Here is a 16,097-nt window from a genome sequence, read left to right on the forward strand (position 1 = left end):
GTCGTCTCCGTGGTGGCGTGACAGCCCCGCTACGCAGACCGGCCGCACGCCCCACGCGTCAAGCCCCCCTGCCGCCATGGCGGCTCGGCGGGGCCCGTCTTTTCGCGTTCAGCGGCGGCGGCTCAGCAGCCAGCCCAGGCTGAAGGCGCCGGCCGCGACGAGAAGGACCGTCGCCGCCTTGTTCTCCTCGGCGCGGTGGGCGAGCGCCCGGCCGCGGCGGCTGGCTTCCTTGCGGTAATGGCGGCCGCGCTCATAGGCGTCGTCCCGCAGGGCACGGCCCCGGTCATAGGCCTCCTCGCGCAGGTCGCGGCCCCGCTCGACCGCCTCGTCGACAAAGTGACGGCCTTCCCGCTGCCATTCCTCGACGCGTTCGCGGGCGTCGCCATAGGCGTGCTGCGCCGCGCCCGCCACCTGATCGTACGCGCCTTCGAGCTGGCGGCCCGCATTGCCGGCGACCGCGCCGAGCGCCGTCTTGCCGCGGCCGCGAATGTGACGGATCCCGCCTTCGATACGGTCCCTGTTCATGCCGTCCTCGTTCGTCGTCTGGGGGCCGGAGCGGAGGGCCGGGCAGGCCCGCCGCTCCGGAATCCTGAGTTCGCATCGGCTGCTCGGGCGTCGCGTCCGCGCGGCCCGAACCGGTGCGGCTCAGAGGCTCTTCTTGACCGCGTCGGCGGCGTTCTTCACGCCCTGCTTGGCATCGCCGACGGTCTTCTGGGTCTTGCCCTTCAGCTCCTGGGCCTTGCCCTCGGCCTGAAGCTTCTCGTTGCCGGTCACCTTGCCGACGCTCTGCTTCACGGAACCGGCGGCCTCGTTGGCGACGCCCTTGATCTTGTCAGTGGTGCTGCTCATCGGATCACTCCGTTCATTTCGATGTCGCATCCGGTCTTGGACGCGATCGGCGAAGCTGAACGGTGTGGTTCATCGGATTGTTCCATCGTCGACGATGCGATGATGGTTTCGTGAACGCTTGGCGAGGCTGCCCCGGGACGCTGGGTTCTCCCGCCGCTGCGGCAGCGCCGTTCAAATTTTTTGCGGCATCCGGCCAAATATTTTGCGGAAGCCTTTCAGCCAAATGGCGGCGAAGGTTGTTGAATTCAAAATTCGTATGTCTAGAACCGATAATCCCAAAAAGATTTAAAGACCGAGGACGCGCCCATGGCCGTGCACGCCGCCGATCCCCTTCCCGGTACGACCGCCCTCGCCGGCGCGAAGGCGGATGCGCCGATCTTCGGCCGCTGGGGCCAGCTCGTCCTCGGCGTGCTCTGCATGTCGATGATCGCGAACCTGCAGTACGGCTGGACGCTGTTCGTCAACCCGATCAACGACAAGTACCAGTGGGGCAAGCCGGCGATCCAGGTCGCCTTCACGATCTTCGTCCTCACCGAGACCTGGCTCGTGCCGATCGAGGGCTGGTTCGTCGACCGCTACGGCCCGAAGATCGTGACGCTGTTCGGCGGCGCGCTCTGCGCCATCGGCTGGGCGATGAACTCGGTCGCGGATTCGCTGTGGTTCCTGTACCTCGCCGCCGCCGTCAGCGGCATCGGCGCGGGCGCGGTCTACGGCACCTGCGTCGGCAACGCGCTCAAGTGGTTCCCGGACCGCCGCGGCCTGGCCGCCGGCCTCACGGCCGCGGGCTTCGGAGCGGGCTCGGCGCTCACCGTCATCCCGATCGCCGCGATGATCCGCGACAGCGGCTACGAGCACACCTTCCTGATGTTCGGCCTCGGCCAGGGCATCGTCGTGATGGTCGCCGCCCTGCTGCTCTCCTCGCCGAGCGCCGCCTACAAGGACCGGATGCTGGCCGGCCGCGCGACCCCCAACGCCACCACGCGCCGCCAGTACTCCTCCGCCGAGATGGTGCGCACGCCGGTCTTCTGGCTGATGTACGCGATGTTCGTGATGATGGCCGCCGGCGGCCTGATGGCGACCGCCTCGCTCGCGCCCATCGCCAAGGACTTCCACGTCGACACGATCCCCGTCTCGCTCCTCGGCCTGACCCTGCCGGCGCTCACCTTCGCGCTGACCATCGACCGGGTGCTCAACGGCGTCACGCGGCCCGTCTTCGGCTGGATCTCGGACCGGATCGGGCGCGAGAACACCATGTTCCTCGCCTTCATGATCGAGGGCGCGGGCATCCTGGCGCTGGGCATGTTCGCCCATTCGCCGATGGCCTTCGTGCTGCTCACCGGCCTCGTGTTCTTCGCCTGGGGCGAGATCTACTCGCTGTTCCCCTCGACCTGCGCCGACACCTACGGCGACAAGAACGCCACCGCCAATGCGGGCCTGCTCTACACCGCCAAGGGCACGGCCTCGCTGATGCTGCCGCTGTTCCTCTACATCCAGACCGTCACCAGCTCCTGGCAGAACGTGTTCTACCTCGCCTCGGCCATGGCGTTCGTGGCGGGCTTCCTGGCGATGTTCGTGCTCAAGCCGATGCGCGCCCGCTTCATCGCGCGGAGCCGCTGACGCCATGGCCCACTGGATCGGCTTCACACGGGACGGGGCGGCCGGGTTCGGCCGCCTCGACGGCAGGCGGATCGCGGTGCACGAGGGCGACCTGTTCGGCACGCCCGTGCAGACCGGCACCGTCCTCGATCTCGCCGAGGTGACCGTCGGCCTGCCCTGCCGGCCCTCCAAGTTCATCGCGCTCTGGAACAACTTCCGGGCGATGGCGGAGAAGCAGGAACTGGCGATCCCCGAGGCGCCCCTGTTCCTGCTCAAGCCCGCCAACAGCTACGCCGCCTCCGGCGCCGCCATCCCCGTGCCGGAGGCCACGGGCCGGGCGCTCTACGAGGGCGAGCTCGGCATCGTGATCGGCAAGGCCGCCCGCGACGTGACGGAGGCGGAGGCCGCCGCGCATATCTTCGGCTATACCTGCGTGAACGACGTCACCGCCCTGCCCATCCTCAAGGCGGATCCGAGCTTCGCCCAGTGGTGCCGTTCCAAGGGACTCGACGGCTTCGGCCCCTTCGGCCCGGTGATCGCCACCGGTCTCGACCCCGCCACGCTGACCGTGCGCACCCTGGTCAACGGGCGCGAACGGCAGAACTACCCGGTGTCGGACATGATCTTCCCCGCGGCCCGGCTCGTCTCGATGCTCTCCCAGGGCATGACCCTCGAGCCCGGGGACGTGATCGCCTGCGGCACCTCGATCGGCTCCGGCCCGATCCCGAAGGGCGCGACCGTCGAGGTCGCGATCGACGGGATCGGCATCCTCACCAACACCTTCGTCTGAAAGTCGGGGTTGAACGGGACGGCCCGCGGGGCGGAACTGTGCGCCGCGGGATTGAATGAAGAATGCGCCCTGCCGACCCGCCGGGCGACGACAGGGAGCCCGGGCACCTCTGCCCGGGATCCGCAGTTCAAGAGCTGACACGGTTTGAGAAGCGGACACGGATCATGAGCATCGCGATCGTCGGCGCAGGCGCCATCGGCGGCTATCTCGGCGTGAGGCTGGCGGAAGCCGGCGAGGACATCACCTTCATCGCCCGCTCCAACGCGGCCGCCATCGCCGAGAACGGCATGCGGCTGATCGAGGAGGACGGGCGGGAAATCCACGCCCGCAACGTGAAGGCGACGCGCTCCATGGAGGAGGCGGGCCCGCACGAGGTGGTGCTGCTCACCGTCAAGGCGCATCAGGTCGGCCCCATCGCCGCCGACCTCAAGCACCTGATCGGCCCCGACACCGTGGTCGTGACGATGCAGAACGGAATCCCGTGGTGGTACTTCCTCGGCGGCCATGGCGGCAGCTATGCCGGCACCCGCCTGGAGAGCGCCGATCCCGGCGGCCTGATCGCCGACAACCTCGACCCGAAGCACGTCATCGGCAGCGTGGTCTATCCCGCGACCGTGCTGACGGATCCCGGCACCGTGAAGGTGATCGAGGGCAACCGCTTCGGGCTGGGCGAACTCGACGGCTCGAAGTCCGAGCGGGTGCTGGCGCTGTCGCAGCGCCTCGGCAAGGCCGGCTTCCGCGCGCCGGTGACGACGGATATCCGCGCCGAGATCTGGCTCAAGCTCTGGGGCAATCTCAGCTTCAACCCGATCTCCGCCCTGACCCACGCGACGCTGGAGGAGATCTGCCGCTTCCCCGACAGCCGCGCCCTCGCCGCGGAGATGATGCGCGAGGCCGAGACCATCGCGAACACCCTGGGCGTCACCTTCCGCCTCGGCATCGAGAAGCGCATCGCCGGTGCCGAGAAGGTCGGCGCGCACAAGACCTCGATGCTGCAGGACGTCGAGGCCGGACGGCCGATCGAGCTGGAGGCGCTGGTCGGCTCGGTGATCGAGCTCGGCCGCCTCACCAACACGCCGACCCCGCATATCGACAGCGTCTTCTCGCTGATGCGGCTTCTCGCCCAGAGCCTCGACAAGGCCCAGGGCCGCCTCGCGATCCAGCCCGCCTGACCCCTTCTCATCCCTTGCTCAAGGAGGCCGTCGTGGCCGCAACCACCCTTCTCGACCTGATCAAGACCGGCGCCGACGACGCCACGGCCCTGTCGAGCCCCGGCGGCGTGCCGCTCACCTTCGGCCAGCTGCGCGCCCTGACGGACCGCACCATCGCCGACCTGAACGCCCAGGGCATCGGGCGCGGCGACCGCGTCGCCATCGTGCTCCCCAACGGGCCGGAAATGGCCGCGGCCTTCATCGCGATCGCCGCCGGCACCACCTCGGCGCCCCTGAACCCGTCCTACAAGGCGGACGAGTTCGAGTTCTACATGAGCGACCTCCGGGCGAAGCTCCTGGTCGCCCTCGACGGCGAGGAATCCCCGGCCGTCGGCGTGGCGCAGAAGCTCGGCGTGCCGGTGGCCCGCCTGACCCCGACGCCGGACCAGGGCGCGGGCAGCTTCACCCTGTCGTTTGCCGGCGCGGGCGCCGGCGCCCCGGCGCAGGGCGGCCCGGCCGCGGCCGACGACCTCGCCCTCGTGCTGCACACCTCGGGCACGACCTCCCGCCCGAAGATCGTGCCGCTCAAGCAGTCGAACGTCTGCGCCTCGGCCCGCAATATCCGGCAGACCCTGGCCTTCACCGCCGAGGATCGCGGCCTGAACATCATGCCGCTGTTCCACATCCACGGCCTGATCGCCGGCATCCTCGCGCCGCTCTCGGCGGGGGGCCAGGTCTCCTGCACCCCGGGCTTCAACGCCCTCAAGTTCTTCGCCTGGATGTCGGAGGTGAAGCCGACCTGGTACACGGCCGTGCCGACCATGCACCAGGCGATCCTGGGCCGCGCCTCGCGCAACCGCGAGGTGATCGAGGCGACGAAGCTGCGCTTCATCCGCTCCTCCTCCTCCTCCCTGCCGCCGCAGGTGCTCAAGGAACTGGAGGAGGCCTTCGGCGCCCCGGTGATCGAGGCCTACGGCATGACCGAGGCCTCGCACCAGATGGCCTCGAACCCGCTGCCGCCGAAGCCCCACTATGCCGGCTGCGTCGGTCTCGCGGCCGGCCCGGAGATCGCGGTGGTCGACCTCGACGGCGAGCCCCTGCCCGCCGGCGAGCCCGGCGAGATCGTGATCCGCGGCGACAACGTGATGGCGGGCTACGAGAACAACGAGAAGGCCAATGCGGACGCCTTCACCAAGCAGGGCTGGTTCCGCACCGGCGATCAGGGCGTGCTCAGCCCGGAGGGCTACCTCACCATCACCGGCCGCCTGAAGGAGATCATCAACCGCGGCGGCGAGAAGATCTCGCCGCGGGAGGTGGACGAGATCCTGATGGACCATCCGGCCGTGTCGCAATGCGTGACCTTCGCCATGCCGCACGACAAGCTCGGCGAGGACGTCGCCGCCGCGATCGTGCTGCGCGAGGGCGTCGAGGCGCTGGAGAAGGACATCCGCGGCTTCGCCTCGGAGCGGCTCGCCGCCTTCAAGGTGCCCGCCAAGATCCTGATCCTCGACGAGATCCCGAAGGGCGCCACCGGCAAGCTCCAGCGCATCGGCCTCGCCCAGAAGCTCGGGCTCGCCTGATCCGGCCCCTTCGCTCCCTCGAACCCCCGCGGGTTCGAGGGAGCGGCCGAAACGAACCCTCCGCCCCGCCCCTAAGGGGCCATGCGCAGCTCGAAGCGGGCGCCCTTCCCCGGAACGACCGCGAGGGTGCCGTTGAGCTGCCGGGCGAGGTTGACGATGACCCGCATGCCGAGGCTCGCCCTCGCCTTGGCGGGCTCGAACCCCTCCGGCAGGCCGATCCCGTCGTCGGAGACGGCGATGGTCAGGCCGCCCTCCGCCGGCGCGCTCGCCTCGATGCGGATCTCGCCCGCGCCCTCGCCATAGGCGTACTTGATCGCGTTGGTGACGAGCTCGTTCACGAACAGGCCGAGGGGGATCGCGAGATCCGCGGGAAGAGAGAGGGCCTGCGCCCGGCAGACGAGCCGGTGCGGGCCGGCGCTCTCCTGCAGCTTGGCGCAGAGCGATTCCAGGAAGTCGCAGAGGTCGAAGCGCGTCACGTCCGGCTGGCGCCAGAGCTGGTCATGGACCTGCGCCACCGCCTCGACCCGGGTGCGGGCATCGGCCAGGGCGTTCTGGACGTCCTTGTTGTCCGAGCCCCGCGCCTGCAGCGCGAGCAGCCCGGCGACCACGGCGAGGCTGTTCTTGACCCGGTGGCTCATCTCGCGGCCGAGCAGGTCCTGCCGCTCCAGCGCCGCCTTGAGGCGCGCCTCGGCCCGCAGGCGCTCGATCGCGCCGCCGAGCAGGTTGGCGAAGCCCTGCATGAAGGCGACGTCGGCCTCCTCGAACATGCCCTCGCGGGTGTCGTCCACCTCCAGCACGCCGTAATGGCCGTCGGCATTGGTGATGAGCACGTTGATCGCCCGCCGGATGCCGTGGGCGGCCATCAGCGACGGGGTCCGGAAGCGGGTCTCGCCCTGCAGGTGATTCGAGATGACCGGGCGGCCGGTCTTGAGGGCGAAGCCGGCGGGCGAGGCCAGATCGGCCCCGATCGTCGCCTTGCCGATCACGTCCGGGCTCCAGCCGATGCCGGCGCAGACGAGCAGGAGGTCCTGGGCCGCCTGATATTCGAGCGCCTTGCAGAACTGCGCGTTCATGCCCTCGGCGCAGAGCTCGGTCGCCTTCTGGAGCAGGGGCAGGAGCTCGGTCGCGCGCAGGGCCTCCAGGCCGAAATCGGACAACAGGGCCTGCTGCCGCAGGCGCATCTCCAGCGCCGACGGGGAGAGGGCGGTCATCGAGGATCGCTCCGGACCACGGGTAAGGGCATCAAGGGCGGAAGCCGGCCCCCTCGCAAGAGAGATGGGCGGCGATGTGGCCGGAAAACGGCCGGATTCTCCGATCGTCGCCGAACGCGCACAGAGCCTCCCTCAGCCGGCGCGGCGCACCAGCAGGGTGGCGACCGCGTAGGTGACGGACGCGCCCTGCGCCTCGAACCGACGCAGGACCCGCCGGAGCGCTCCGGGCGAGAGGGGCGCCGACCGCCCGGTCTGGGCGCCGATCGCCCGCAAGGCCTGCAGGAAGGCGGTGCCGTCCGCGTGGCGCTCGCCCACGCGCTCGAGGGTGAGGTCGGTGGTGCAGCCCTCGATCGCAAGCCCGGCCAGGGCTTCGGCGGGGGGGAAGCGGGGGGTGGCACAGGGCAGGCCGAGGGCCTCGTGCGCCGCCCGCCACTCGGCGAAGGTGCCCTCGACCAGGGTCGCGACCGCCAGGAGGCCGTCCGGCCGCAGCAGGCCGGCGAGCCCCCGGAAGGCGGCGGGCTGATCGAGGAACCATTGCGCGGCCAGGCTCGACACCACGAGGTCGAAGCCGGGGGCAAGCGCCGGACGCTCGCCGTCCATGACGGCATGGCACAGGCCCGGAACCGCGCCGAGCCGTGCCCGGCAGCGGCCGATCATGGCCGGGGCGATGTCGGTGGCGAGCCAGGATTCGTGGGCGAGGCGGGGCAGGAGCGCCGCCGTGAGCAGGCCGGTGCCGCAGCCGATCTCGAGCACGCTGGCGGCAGCGGGCTTGCGCGCCGCGACCGCCTCGGCGAGGGCGCGCGCGACGAGCGCCTGCACCCGCGCCGAGCCGTCATAGGCCGCCGCCCCGTCGAAGGCGCGCGCGACCGCGGATTTCCACGCTGTCATGCCGACGACAGGACCTGCTCTCCGTGCCAGGACCGGATAGACCGGCCGCGCGCGCGCCTCAAGCATCCCGGACGGGAGGGCCCCGGCCGTCACGGCAGGGCGAAGACCGTGAGCTGGCCGCCCGGCGCCGTGTAGCGCGACAGTGCGGCATAGCCGCCGACCGCGCCGGAGCCGTCCGCGGGATCGGTCAGGCCCGCGGCGAGGCCGATGCCGGCCCAGCCGCCCACGCCGGAGAGCACCGCCACGTATTGCTTGCCGCCGTGCAAGAAGGTCATCGGGTTGCCGACGATGCCCGACGGCGTCTTGAAGCGGTAGAGTTCCTTGCCCGTGCCGGCATCGACCGCCTTCAGCCAGCCTTCCAGCGTCCCGTAGAAGACGACGCCGCCGGCGGTGGCGAGGGTGCCCGACCAGACCGAGAAGGGCTCGGGCAGCGACCAGACGATCCGGCCCGCGACGTTGTCCCAGGCGACGAGGTTGCCCGTGCGCTCGGTGCCCGGCGGCGGCATCAGCGTCAGGGTCGCCCCGACATAGGGCTGGCCCGGCGTGAAGGAGACGTGGAACGCCTCGTAATCCATGCAGATGTGGTTGGTCGGCACGTAGAACAGGCCGGTCTTCGGCGAGAAGGCGGCCGGCTGCTCGTTCTTGGCGCCGAGGGCGGCCGGGCAGATGCCCTTGGTCACCTCGTCCTCGCCTGCCGCCTCCGTCGCGTAGCGCTTGTCGAGGACCGGGCGGCCGTAATCCGGAGCCTTCGGATCCGTCTCGATCCGCGTGGCCCAGTTCACGCTCGGATCGAATTTTTCGGCCGTGATCAGTTCGCCCGTGGCCCGGTCGAGGGTGTAGCCGAAGCCGTTGCGGTCGAAATGGGTGAGGAGCTTGCGGTCGCGTCCCCCGACAGTCTGGTCGGTGAGGATCATCTCGTTGACGCCGTCATAGTCCCACTGGTCGTGGGGCGTCATCTGGTAGAGCCAGCGGGCTAGGCCGGTGTCGGGGTCGCGGGCGACGATCGTCATCGCCCATTTGTTGTCGCCCGGGCGCTGGGCCGGGTTCCAGGTCGAGGGATTGCCGGTGCCGTAATAGACCAGGTTCAGCTCCGGGTCGTAGGAGAACCAGCCCCAGCTGCAGCCGCCGCCGATCGTCCACTGGTCGCCGTCCCAGCTCTTGAGCGAGGAATCCTTGCCGATCGGCTTGCCGAGGGCGGTGGTCGTCTCGGGATCGACCAGGAGGTCGGCATCCGGCCCGGTGGCATAGGCGCGCCAGAGGCGCTTGCCGTCCTTCAGGCTGTAGGCGGTGACGTGGCAGCGGGCACCGTATTCGCCGCCCGCGATGCCGACGATGACCTTGTCCTTCACCGGGAGCACGGTGGCGGTGTTGGTCTCGCCCTTGGACGGATCGCCGTTCTTGACCGACCAGTTGACCGCGCCGGTCCGGGCGTCGAGCGAGACCAGGGTGGTGTCCGCTTGGTGCAGCAGGATGGCGCCGTCGGCATAGGCGAGCCCGCGGTTGACCGTGTCGCAGCACATCACCGCGACGACGTTCGCGTCCTGCCGCGGCTCGTAGCGCCACAGGATCCGCCCGTCATGGTCGAGGTCGAGCGCCGTCACCGTGTTGGGAAAGGGGGTGTGGACATACATGACGTTGCCCACGACGAGGGGCGCGCCCTCGTGGCCGCGCAGCACGCCGGTCGAGTAGGTCCAGGCGACCCTGAGCCGCCCGACATTCTCCGGGGTGATCTGGTCGAGCCTGGAATAGCGGGTGTTGGCATAGTCGAGGGTCTGCAGCACCTGCTGCCCGGGATCGGCGAGACGCCGCGCCAGATCGCTCTCGCCCCCCTGCCCCGCCGCACCGGCGGCCAGGGGCCAGAGCAGAAGAAAAGCCGGCAAAAGAGATAGTTTTAGCAAGAAACCAAACCGTTTCTTCAGGGACTTGGTTCGTCCGGCGCGTCGTTGAGCGGGTGCAGGTCGCGCACCATGCCCTTCAGCCGGGCGTCGAGGACGTGGGTATAGATCTGGGTCGTCGAGATGTCGGCGTGCCCCAGGAGCTCCTGCACGATGCGCAGGTCGGCGCCGTTCTGCAGGAGATGGCTCGCGAAGGCGTGGCGCAGGACGTGGGGGCTGATGCGGTCGGCGCGGATGCCGGCCGCGGCGCCGGCGACCTTCAGGTCGCGGGCGAAGGCCTGCCGGGTGAGATGGCCGCTCTCGCTGTCGGCGGGAAACAGCCAGGGGCCGTCCCCCGGCAGATGGGCGAGATGGCTCCGCATCGTCGCCCGGGCGATCTCGGTGAGCGGCACCAGGCGCTCGCGGCCGCCCTTTCCCTTGACCACGAGATGCCGCTCCCGGGTCGCGGCCGCCGAGCGGGGCAGCGCGATCAGCTCGGAGACGCGCAGGCCGGTGGCGTAGAGCAGTTCCAGCAGGCAGAGCAGGCGCAGAGCCCGGGCGCGCTCGCCGGGCGGCCCGGCCTGCTCGGCCCGCTCCCGGGCGCAGGCCAGCAGCGCGTCGACCTCGGCCACCGACAGGACCTTGGGCAGGCCCGTGGCCCGGCGCGGGCCGGAGACCGGGGCGGTCGGATCGCCCTCGGCATGGCCCTCGGCGTAGAGGAACTTGTGGAAGCCGCGGATGCAGGAGAGCCGGCGGGCGGCGGAGGAGGCCTTCAGGCCGCGCGTCTCCAGCCCCGCGAGATAGGCGCGGACCTGCTCGGGCTCCGCCTCCTCCGGGGAGGTGCCCGCCGCCTCGAGATGGGCGAGGTAGTCGTCGAGGTCGCGCCGATAGGCGGCGAGCGTGTTGCCCGCGGCGCCCCGCTCGGCCGCCAGCATGTCGAGGAAGAGGGCCGCCGTGTCCTCTTGCGTCGCGTGCGCCCCCTGTCCCTTTCCGGTGGCCGGAGAGGGGGCGCGGCTCACTTCGCCCCCGGCTGCAGCTTCGAGGCGGGGATGGTCACGCTCATCTCCCGCGGGGTCGGCGTCACGAAGGTGGCGAGGGCGAACATGCCCGCGAAAACCAGTCCGGCCAGGATGGCGATCGTGGCGAGGAAGCGGAACAGCGTGGGCAAAGGGCAACCTCTCCGGGCGCACGGCAAGTCGCGCTGCGGGGCCGGTTTTCCGATCCCACGGGGCAACGGCGAAGGCAAGGCCCGGAAGGCCACAGGCTCCGCGAAGCCGGATCAAGCAGGTGCTTCGCCCGCCCGGAAAAACCGTCTATGACCCCCGCATGACCTTGACCGAACCGCCGGCGGAGCCGCCCGGCGAACCGATCGAAGCGCGATTGCGCCGTGGCCTCGGGGCCCGGTCGATCGTGCTCGTCGGTCTCATGGGCGCCGGGAAGAGCACGGTCGGGCGCCGGCTCGCGAGCCGGCTCGGGCTGATGTTCAAGGATGCCGACCACGAGATCGAGGCCGCGGCCAACCTCACCATCGCCGACATCTTCGCGATCTACGGCGAGGCGAGCTTCCGCGAGGGCGAGGAGCGGGTGATCGCGCGGCTGCTGCGCGAGGGGCCGATGGTGCTCGCCACGGGCGGGGGCGCCTTCATGCGCGAGACCACCCGCACCCGCATCGCCGCGGACGGGGTTTCGGTCTGGCTCAAGGCGGAGCTCGACGTGCTGATGCGCCGGGTGCGCAAGCGCGGCACCCGCCCCCTGCTCCAGACCGAGGATCCGGAGGAGACGATGCGGCAGCTCATGGAGGTGCGGCATCCGGTCTACGCCCAGGCCGACATCATGGTGATGTCCCGTGACGTCTCGCACGACCGCGTGGTCCAGGATGTGATGGAAGCCATCGACGGGTTCCTCCACCCGCCTCCGATCCAGGGCGTGGCGGCGCAGTGAGCCGGGGACGCGAATGAGCCAGGCGACGATGAGCGGCGAGAGAACGGTCCATGTGCCCCTGGACGGGGGCCGCGACTACGACATCCTGATCGGGCGCGGCATCCTCGACGAGGCCGGCGCCCGGGTGAAGGCCCTGGGCGGCCGGGCGGCGGCGATCGTCACCGACGAGACCGTGGCCGGGCTCTACGCCCAGCGCGTGCGCACCAGCCTCGAGGCGGCCGGCCTGCGGGCGGGCATCGTCTGCGTCGCGCCGGGGGAGGCTTCGAAGAGCTACGCCACCTTCGCCCAGGTCTGCGACGGGCTGCTCGCGGAGAGGATCGAGCGCAACGACCTCGTCGTGGCGCTGGGCGGCGGCGTGGTCGGCGATCTCGCGGGCTTCGCGGCCGCCGTGCTGCGCCGGGGCGTGCGCTTCGTGCAGGCGCCGACCACCCTGTTGGCGCAGGTCGATTCCTCCGTCGGCGGCAAGACCGGGATCAACGCGCCCCTCGGCAAGAACCTGATCGGCGCCTTCCACCAGCCGCGCCTGGTGCTCGCCGACACCGCCACCCTCGACACGCTCTCCTCCCGGGAGATGCGGGCGGGCTATGCCGAGGTGGTGAAGTACGGCCTCATCAACGAGGCGGCCTTCTTCGAATGGTGCGAGGCCCACTGGCCGGGGATCTTCGCCGGCGGCCCGGAGCGGGACGAGGCGGTGGCGATCTGCTGCCGGGCCAAGGCCGGCGTGGTGGTGCGCGACGAGCGCGAGGACGGCGAGCGGGCCCTGCTCAATCTCGGCCACACCTTCGCCCATGCCCTGGAGCGCCTGACCGGCTACGAGTCCGCCCGCCTGGTGCATGGCGAGGCGGTCGGGATCGGGCTGGCCCTCGCCTTCCGCTTCTCGGCCCGGCTCGGGCTCTGCCCCGGCCAGGATGCCGGCCGCGTCGCCAACCACCTCGCGCTCGCCGGCCTGCCGACGCGCCTGCAGGCGGTGCCCGGCGGCTGCGGCGACGCGGAGGCCCTGCTCGACGCCATGGCCCAGGACAAGAAGGTACGCGACGGGCGCCTGACCTTCATCCTCGCCCACGGCATCGGCCGGAGCTTCATCGCCCCCGGCATCGAGGCGGCGGATGTCCGCGCCTTCCTGGAGGACGAGCTGGCCGCCGGCTGAGGGACCTCGCCGTCAGCGGACCCCGGTGCCGTCGTTGTCGCGCTGGCGGCAGCGCCAGCCCGCGAAGCAGTTCGGATCGTCCAGGGTCGGCTCGAAGGCCGGCGCCGCCGTGACCTCCTCCCGGCAGGCCCCGCTCTCGAGATGAACCGTCTCGTAGGCGTTGGGGCTCGTGGCCAGGACCGCGTGGCCGCGCTCGGCCACGATCCGCTTCACGGCGGCGCAGCTCAGGGCCGGGGTGAAGGGGCGCCCGTCGCGGACGGTCTCCTGGGCGACGGCCCCGGTGGCGGCGAGCAGTCCGAGCAGGGGAAGCAGGGCTTTCATGGGCAGGTCCCGTGGGGCGCCCTTCCGGATAGCCCCGCCGGCACCCGGCGTCCATCCCGCCCCCGCCCCGGTCTTTCGGGGCGAACGAAGGGCCCGGCGACGGCCCGGCCGCTCCATCGAGAACCTGTCGAGCACCATGGCCAACCCACGGGCCAACCCACGGGCCAACCCGCGCTTCGACGCCCGGGTAGACCGCGCCCGCGCGATCGAAGCGTCCCGCGGAACCTCCTCGGATCCGGCCCGGGCGCGCCCGTCAGCGCCGGACCTGGGCGAGCACGGCGCCGGTATAGGTCTCCGCCACCTCGCAGAAGGCCAGACCCTCGCCCGTGGAGAGCACCGCCTCCACGGCGAAGAGCGGTTCGTCGGCGGCCGGGACGGCCTCGCGGCCCGGGCTCCAGAGCATGCGCAGGGACAGGTTGCGCCGGGTCGGCGCCAGGGGCCGGACGACCCGGCCGAAGGGCGTCTGCGTCCCGTCGAGCATCGCGTTCATCGCCGGGGTGAGGCGGCCCGGCACGTACCAGTTGTCGGCCTCCGAGAGGACGTAGGGGCCGCAGGTCAGCCGGACCCGGCGGTAGCGCACCGGCTCGTCCGGCCCGACCGAAAGGCGCGCCCGCTGCTCCGGCGAGGGCGCCTTGTCGATGCCGGGCACCCGCACGGCGACGATGCGCGGGTCGTCGGCGAGGCCGCGCTCGGCGCACCAGGCCTCCAGCACCGCGGTGGCGCTGTGGGCGGCGAGCAGCCTTGCGCTCAGGGTCTCGATCAAGCGTGCGGTCTCGGGCCTGGTCCGGGGCGCCTCCGGGCTCGCCACGCCCTCGGACGCGGCCGGGAGCACGCCGAGCCAGGCGAAGACGAGGAGTGCGGAACCCGCGCATTGCGCCGCAACGATCACCCTGCGGCATACGGCAGGCACCGCGAAAGGGAAAGCGCCAGCGGCGCGGGAGCGGGTGAGCCGTCGCATCCGTCAATGTCCTCCGAGCGGCCAGATCAGGGCGATCAGGCCGGTGCCGGCCGCGATCATCAGCACGACGAGGGGCAGGCCGAGCCGGGCATAGTCGCCGAAGCGATAGCCCGCAGGCCCCATCACCAGCGAATTCGAGGGATTGCCGACCGGCGTGAGGAAATCGCAGGTCGCCCCCACCGCCACCGCCATCAGGAAGGGATCCGGGTCGAGCCCGAGCCGCGCCGCGAGGCTCGCGCCGATCGGCGCCACCACGAGCACGGTCGCGGCATTGTTGAGGAAGGGCGTGACCAGCATCGCCGTCACCATCACGAGCGCCAGGGTGGCGACCGGCGGCAGGTGCTGCACGAGGCCCTGCATCGACGCCGCGATCAGGTCGGTGCCGCCGGTGGTGCGCACCGCCTCCGCCACGGGGATCAGGGCGCCGATCAGCACGATCACCGACCAGTCGACCGTCTCGTAGGCCTCGCGCATGGTCATCACCCGCAGCACCAGCAGGGCGGTCGCCGCGGCGAAGAAGGCGATCGCCACCGGCACGAGGTCGAAGGCGACGGCCAGCATGGCGAGGCCGAGCACCGCGATCGGCAGGTATCCCCGGCGGCTATGGCCGAGGGCGATGCTGCGCTCGGCCAGCGGCAGCAGGCGCAGCTCGGCGAGGGCGTGGGGCATCCGGGCATCGGGCCCGCGCAGGACGACGACGTCGCCCGCGCGAAGGCGCCGGCTGGCGAGCCGGCCGCTCAGGGCCGCGCCGCTGCGGCTGACGGCGATCAGGCCGACACCGAGAGTGCCCTCCAGATCGGCGGCCCCCGCCTTCACCCCGTCGAGGGGCGAGCCCTCGGGCACCACGGCCTCGACCACCCCCACCGGGCCGTCCACGGGGGCCGCGCCCACCAGCTCCAGCCGGGCGCGGGCGACGAGGCGCTCCAGATCCTCCGGCTCGCCTTCGAGGAGCAGGATGTCGCCGTCCCTCAGCCGCCAGTCCGGCGTCGGCACGTAGCGGCGGAAGCGCTCGCGGATCACCGTCCCGATCACGACCCCGCCCTCCGCCAGCGCCTCCAAGTCCCGGATCGTGGCGCCGACCAGGGGGGAGGCCGCGGGCAGCCGCGCCTCGGTGGTGTAGGCGGCGAGCCGCATGGCATCGGCGAGCGACCCGGCCGGGCGCCGGTCCCGCGGCAGCAGGCGGTAGGCGAGGCTCACGAAGAGGAGGAAGATCAGCCCGAGGCTCAGGCCCACGGGGGTGAAGTCGAACATCGCGAAGGGCTTGCCCACGATGTCCACGCGCACCTTGGAGAGCACCACGTTGGTGGAGGAGCCCACCAGCGTGATCAGCCCGCCGATCAGCGAGGCGAAGGCCATCGGCATCAGGAGCAGGGCCGGCGGGGTGCCGGTGCGGCGGGCGAGCTGCAGGGCGACCGGCATGAACAGGGCGAGCACGCCGACCCCCTCGGTCAGGGCCGCGAGCGCCATCACCACGGCGCAGAGCACCGGGACCTGGCTCGCCGGGGTGCGCAGATAGGGCAGGAGCGGCCGCATCGCGGTCTCGACGGCGCCGGAGCGGGAGACCGCCGCCGAGATCAGCAGCGCGCTCGCCACGATGATCACCACGTCGTCCGAGAAGCCGCTGAAGGCGTCGGCCGGCTTCACCACGCCGGTGACGAGGCCGGCGAGCAGCGCGAGCAGGGCGACGAGATCGTAGGCGAGCCGCCCCGAGACGAACAGGACGATGGTGACGCCGATCACGCCGAAGGCGAGGGCCTGGTCGAGGGTCATCGGCGGGGGGCGGCCGGCACG

Annotated in this window: 16 protein-coding genes; 6 read left to right on the forward strand and 10 right to left on the reverse strand. The window is 71.4% G+C overall.

Annotated elements, in window-relative coordinates; all coding sequences use genetic code 11:
- Nucleotides 1-108: 108 nt before the first annotated feature.
- Nucleotides 109-525, reverse strand: coding sequence for a CsbD family protein (locus MMB17_RS05015; RefSeq protein WP_238313776.1), 417 nt, complete (start codon nucleotides 523-525; stop codon nucleotides 109-111).
- A 120-nt stretch (nucleotides 526-645) separates the two neighbouring features.
- Nucleotides 646-849: a CsbD family protein gene (locus MMB17_RS05020; RefSeq protein WP_238313774.1), complete on the reverse strand. Its 204-nt coding sequence runs from the start codon at nucleotides 847-849 to the stop codon at nucleotides 646-648.
- Between the two features lie 306 nt (nucleotides 850-1,155).
- On the opposite strand from MMB17_RS05020, the gene oxlT reads away from it, so the two are divergent.
- From oxlT to MMB17_RS05040, 4 genes are all read left to right on the forward strand, one after another.
- Nucleotides 1,156-2,466, forward strand: coding sequence for an oxalate/formate MFS antiporter (oxlT, locus tag MMB17_RS05025; RefSeq protein WP_238313772.1), 1,311 nt, complete (start codon nucleotides 1,156-1,158; stop codon nucleotides 2,464-2,466).
- Between the two features lie 4 nt (nucleotides 2,467-2,470).
- Nucleotides 2,471-3,235, forward strand: coding sequence for a fumarylacetoacetate hydrolase family protein (locus MMB17_RS05030; protein WP_241101296.1), 765 nt, complete (start codon nucleotides 2,471-2,473; stop codon nucleotides 3,233-3,235).
- Between the two features lie 164 nt (nucleotides 3,236-3,399).
- On the forward strand, nucleotides 3,400-4,407 hold the full coding sequence (locus MMB17_RS05035) for a 2-dehydropantoate 2-reductase (protein WP_241101297.1): 1,008 nt from the start codon (nucleotides 3,400-3,402) through the stop codon (nucleotides 4,405-4,407).
- A 32-nt stretch (nucleotides 4,408-4,439) separates the two neighbouring features.
- Nucleotides 4,440-5,966 carry an acyl--CoA ligase gene (locus MMB17_RS05040; protein WP_241101298.1) on the forward strand — a complete coding sequence of 509 codons (1,527 nt, stop codon included), beginning with the start codon at nucleotides 4,440-4,442 and terminating at the stop codon, nucleotides 5,964-5,966.
- A gap of 71 nt (nucleotides 5,967-6,037) precedes the next feature.
- Here the strand turns inward: MMB17_RS05040 and MMB17_RS05045 are convergent, their stop codons facing one another.
- The 5 genes from MMB17_RS05045 to MMB17_RS05065 form a co-directional block, all read right to left on the reverse strand.
- Nucleotides 6,038-7,177, reverse strand: a complete 1,140-nt coding sequence (locus MMB17_RS05045; RefSeq protein WP_241101299.1) for a sensor histidine kinase — start codon at nucleotides 7,175-7,177, stop codon at nucleotides 6,038-6,040.
- 132 nt (nucleotides 7,178-7,309) lie between these two features.
- Nucleotides 7,310-8,065, reverse strand: coding sequence for a methyltransferase (locus MMB17_RS05050; RefSeq protein WP_241101300.1), 756 nt, complete (start codon nucleotides 8,063-8,065; stop codon nucleotides 7,310-7,312).
- Nucleotides 8,066-8,154: 89 nt separating this feature from the next.
- Nucleotides 8,155-9,879 carry a methanol/ethanol family PQQ-dependent dehydrogenase gene (locus MMB17_RS05055; protein WP_241102118.1) on the reverse strand — a complete coding sequence of 575 codons (1,725 nt, stop codon included), beginning with the start codon at nucleotides 9,877-9,879 and terminating at the stop codon, nucleotides 8,155-8,157.
- A 101-nt stretch (nucleotides 9,880-9,980) separates the two neighbouring features.
- Nucleotides 9,981-10,874, reverse strand: coding sequence for a tyrosine recombinase (locus MMB17_RS05060; protein WP_241102119.1), 894 nt, complete (start codon nucleotides 10,872-10,874; stop codon nucleotides 9,981-9,983).
- An 80-nt stretch (nucleotides 10,875-10,954) separates the two neighbouring features.
- Nucleotides 10,955-11,107: a histidine kinase gene (locus MMB17_RS05065; protein WP_238313762.1), complete on the reverse strand. Its 153-nt coding sequence runs from the start codon at nucleotides 11,105-11,107 to the stop codon at nucleotides 10,955-10,957.
- A 158-nt stretch (nucleotides 11,108-11,265) separates the two neighbouring features.
- On the opposite strand from MMB17_RS05065, the gene MMB17_RS05070 reads away from it, so the two are divergent.
- Together MMB17_RS05070 and aroB are read left to right on the forward strand one after the other, a co-directional pair.
- Nucleotides 11,266-11,880, forward strand: coding sequence for a shikimate kinase (locus tag MMB17_RS05070; protein WP_238313761.1), 615 nt, complete (start codon nucleotides 11,266-11,268; stop codon nucleotides 11,878-11,880).
- A 28-nt stretch (nucleotides 11,881-11,908) separates the two neighbouring features.
- Nucleotides 11,909-13,027, forward strand: a complete 1,119-nt coding sequence (gene aroB / locus MMB17_RS05075) for a 3-dehydroquinate synthase (RefSeq protein ID WP_241101301.1) — start codon at nucleotides 11,909-11,911, stop codon at nucleotides 13,025-13,027.
- Between the two features lie 12 nt (nucleotides 13,028-13,039).
- Here aroB and MMB17_RS05080 read toward each other — a convergent pair whose 3' ends face one another.
- The 3 genes from MMB17_RS05080 to MMB17_RS05090 all read right to left on the reverse strand — a co-directional run bounded on the left by MMB17_RS05080 (nucleotide 13,040) and on the right by MMB17_RS05090 (nucleotide 16,076).
- A complete protein-coding gene (locus tag MMB17_RS05080) occupies nucleotides 13,040-13,348 on the reverse strand; it encodes a hypothetical protein (protein WP_238313758.1) in 309 nt (102 codons plus the stop codon).
- Nucleotides 13,349-13,601: 253 nt separating this feature from the next.
- The gene (locus MMB17_RS05085) at nucleotides 13,602-14,234 is read right to left on the reverse strand and encodes a hypothetical protein (RefSeq protein WP_373325074.1); all 633 of its coding nucleotides are present in this window, start codon (nucleotides 14,232-14,234) and stop codon (nucleotides 13,602-13,604) included.
- A gap of 75 nt (nucleotides 14,235-14,309) precedes the next feature.
- Nucleotides 14,310-16,076, reverse strand: coding sequence for an SLC13 family permease (locus MMB17_RS05090; protein ID WP_241101302.1), 1,767 nt, complete (start codon nucleotides 16,074-16,076; stop codon nucleotides 14,310-14,312).
- Nucleotides 16,077-16,097 lie beyond the last annotated feature (21 nt).

It is taken from the genome of Methylobacterium organophilum (assembly GCF_022533465.1).
In the GTDB taxonomy this organism is placed as follows: domain Bacteria; phylum Pseudomonadota; class Alphaproteobacteria; order Rhizobiales; family Beijerinckiaceae; genus Methylobacterium; species Methylobacterium organophilum.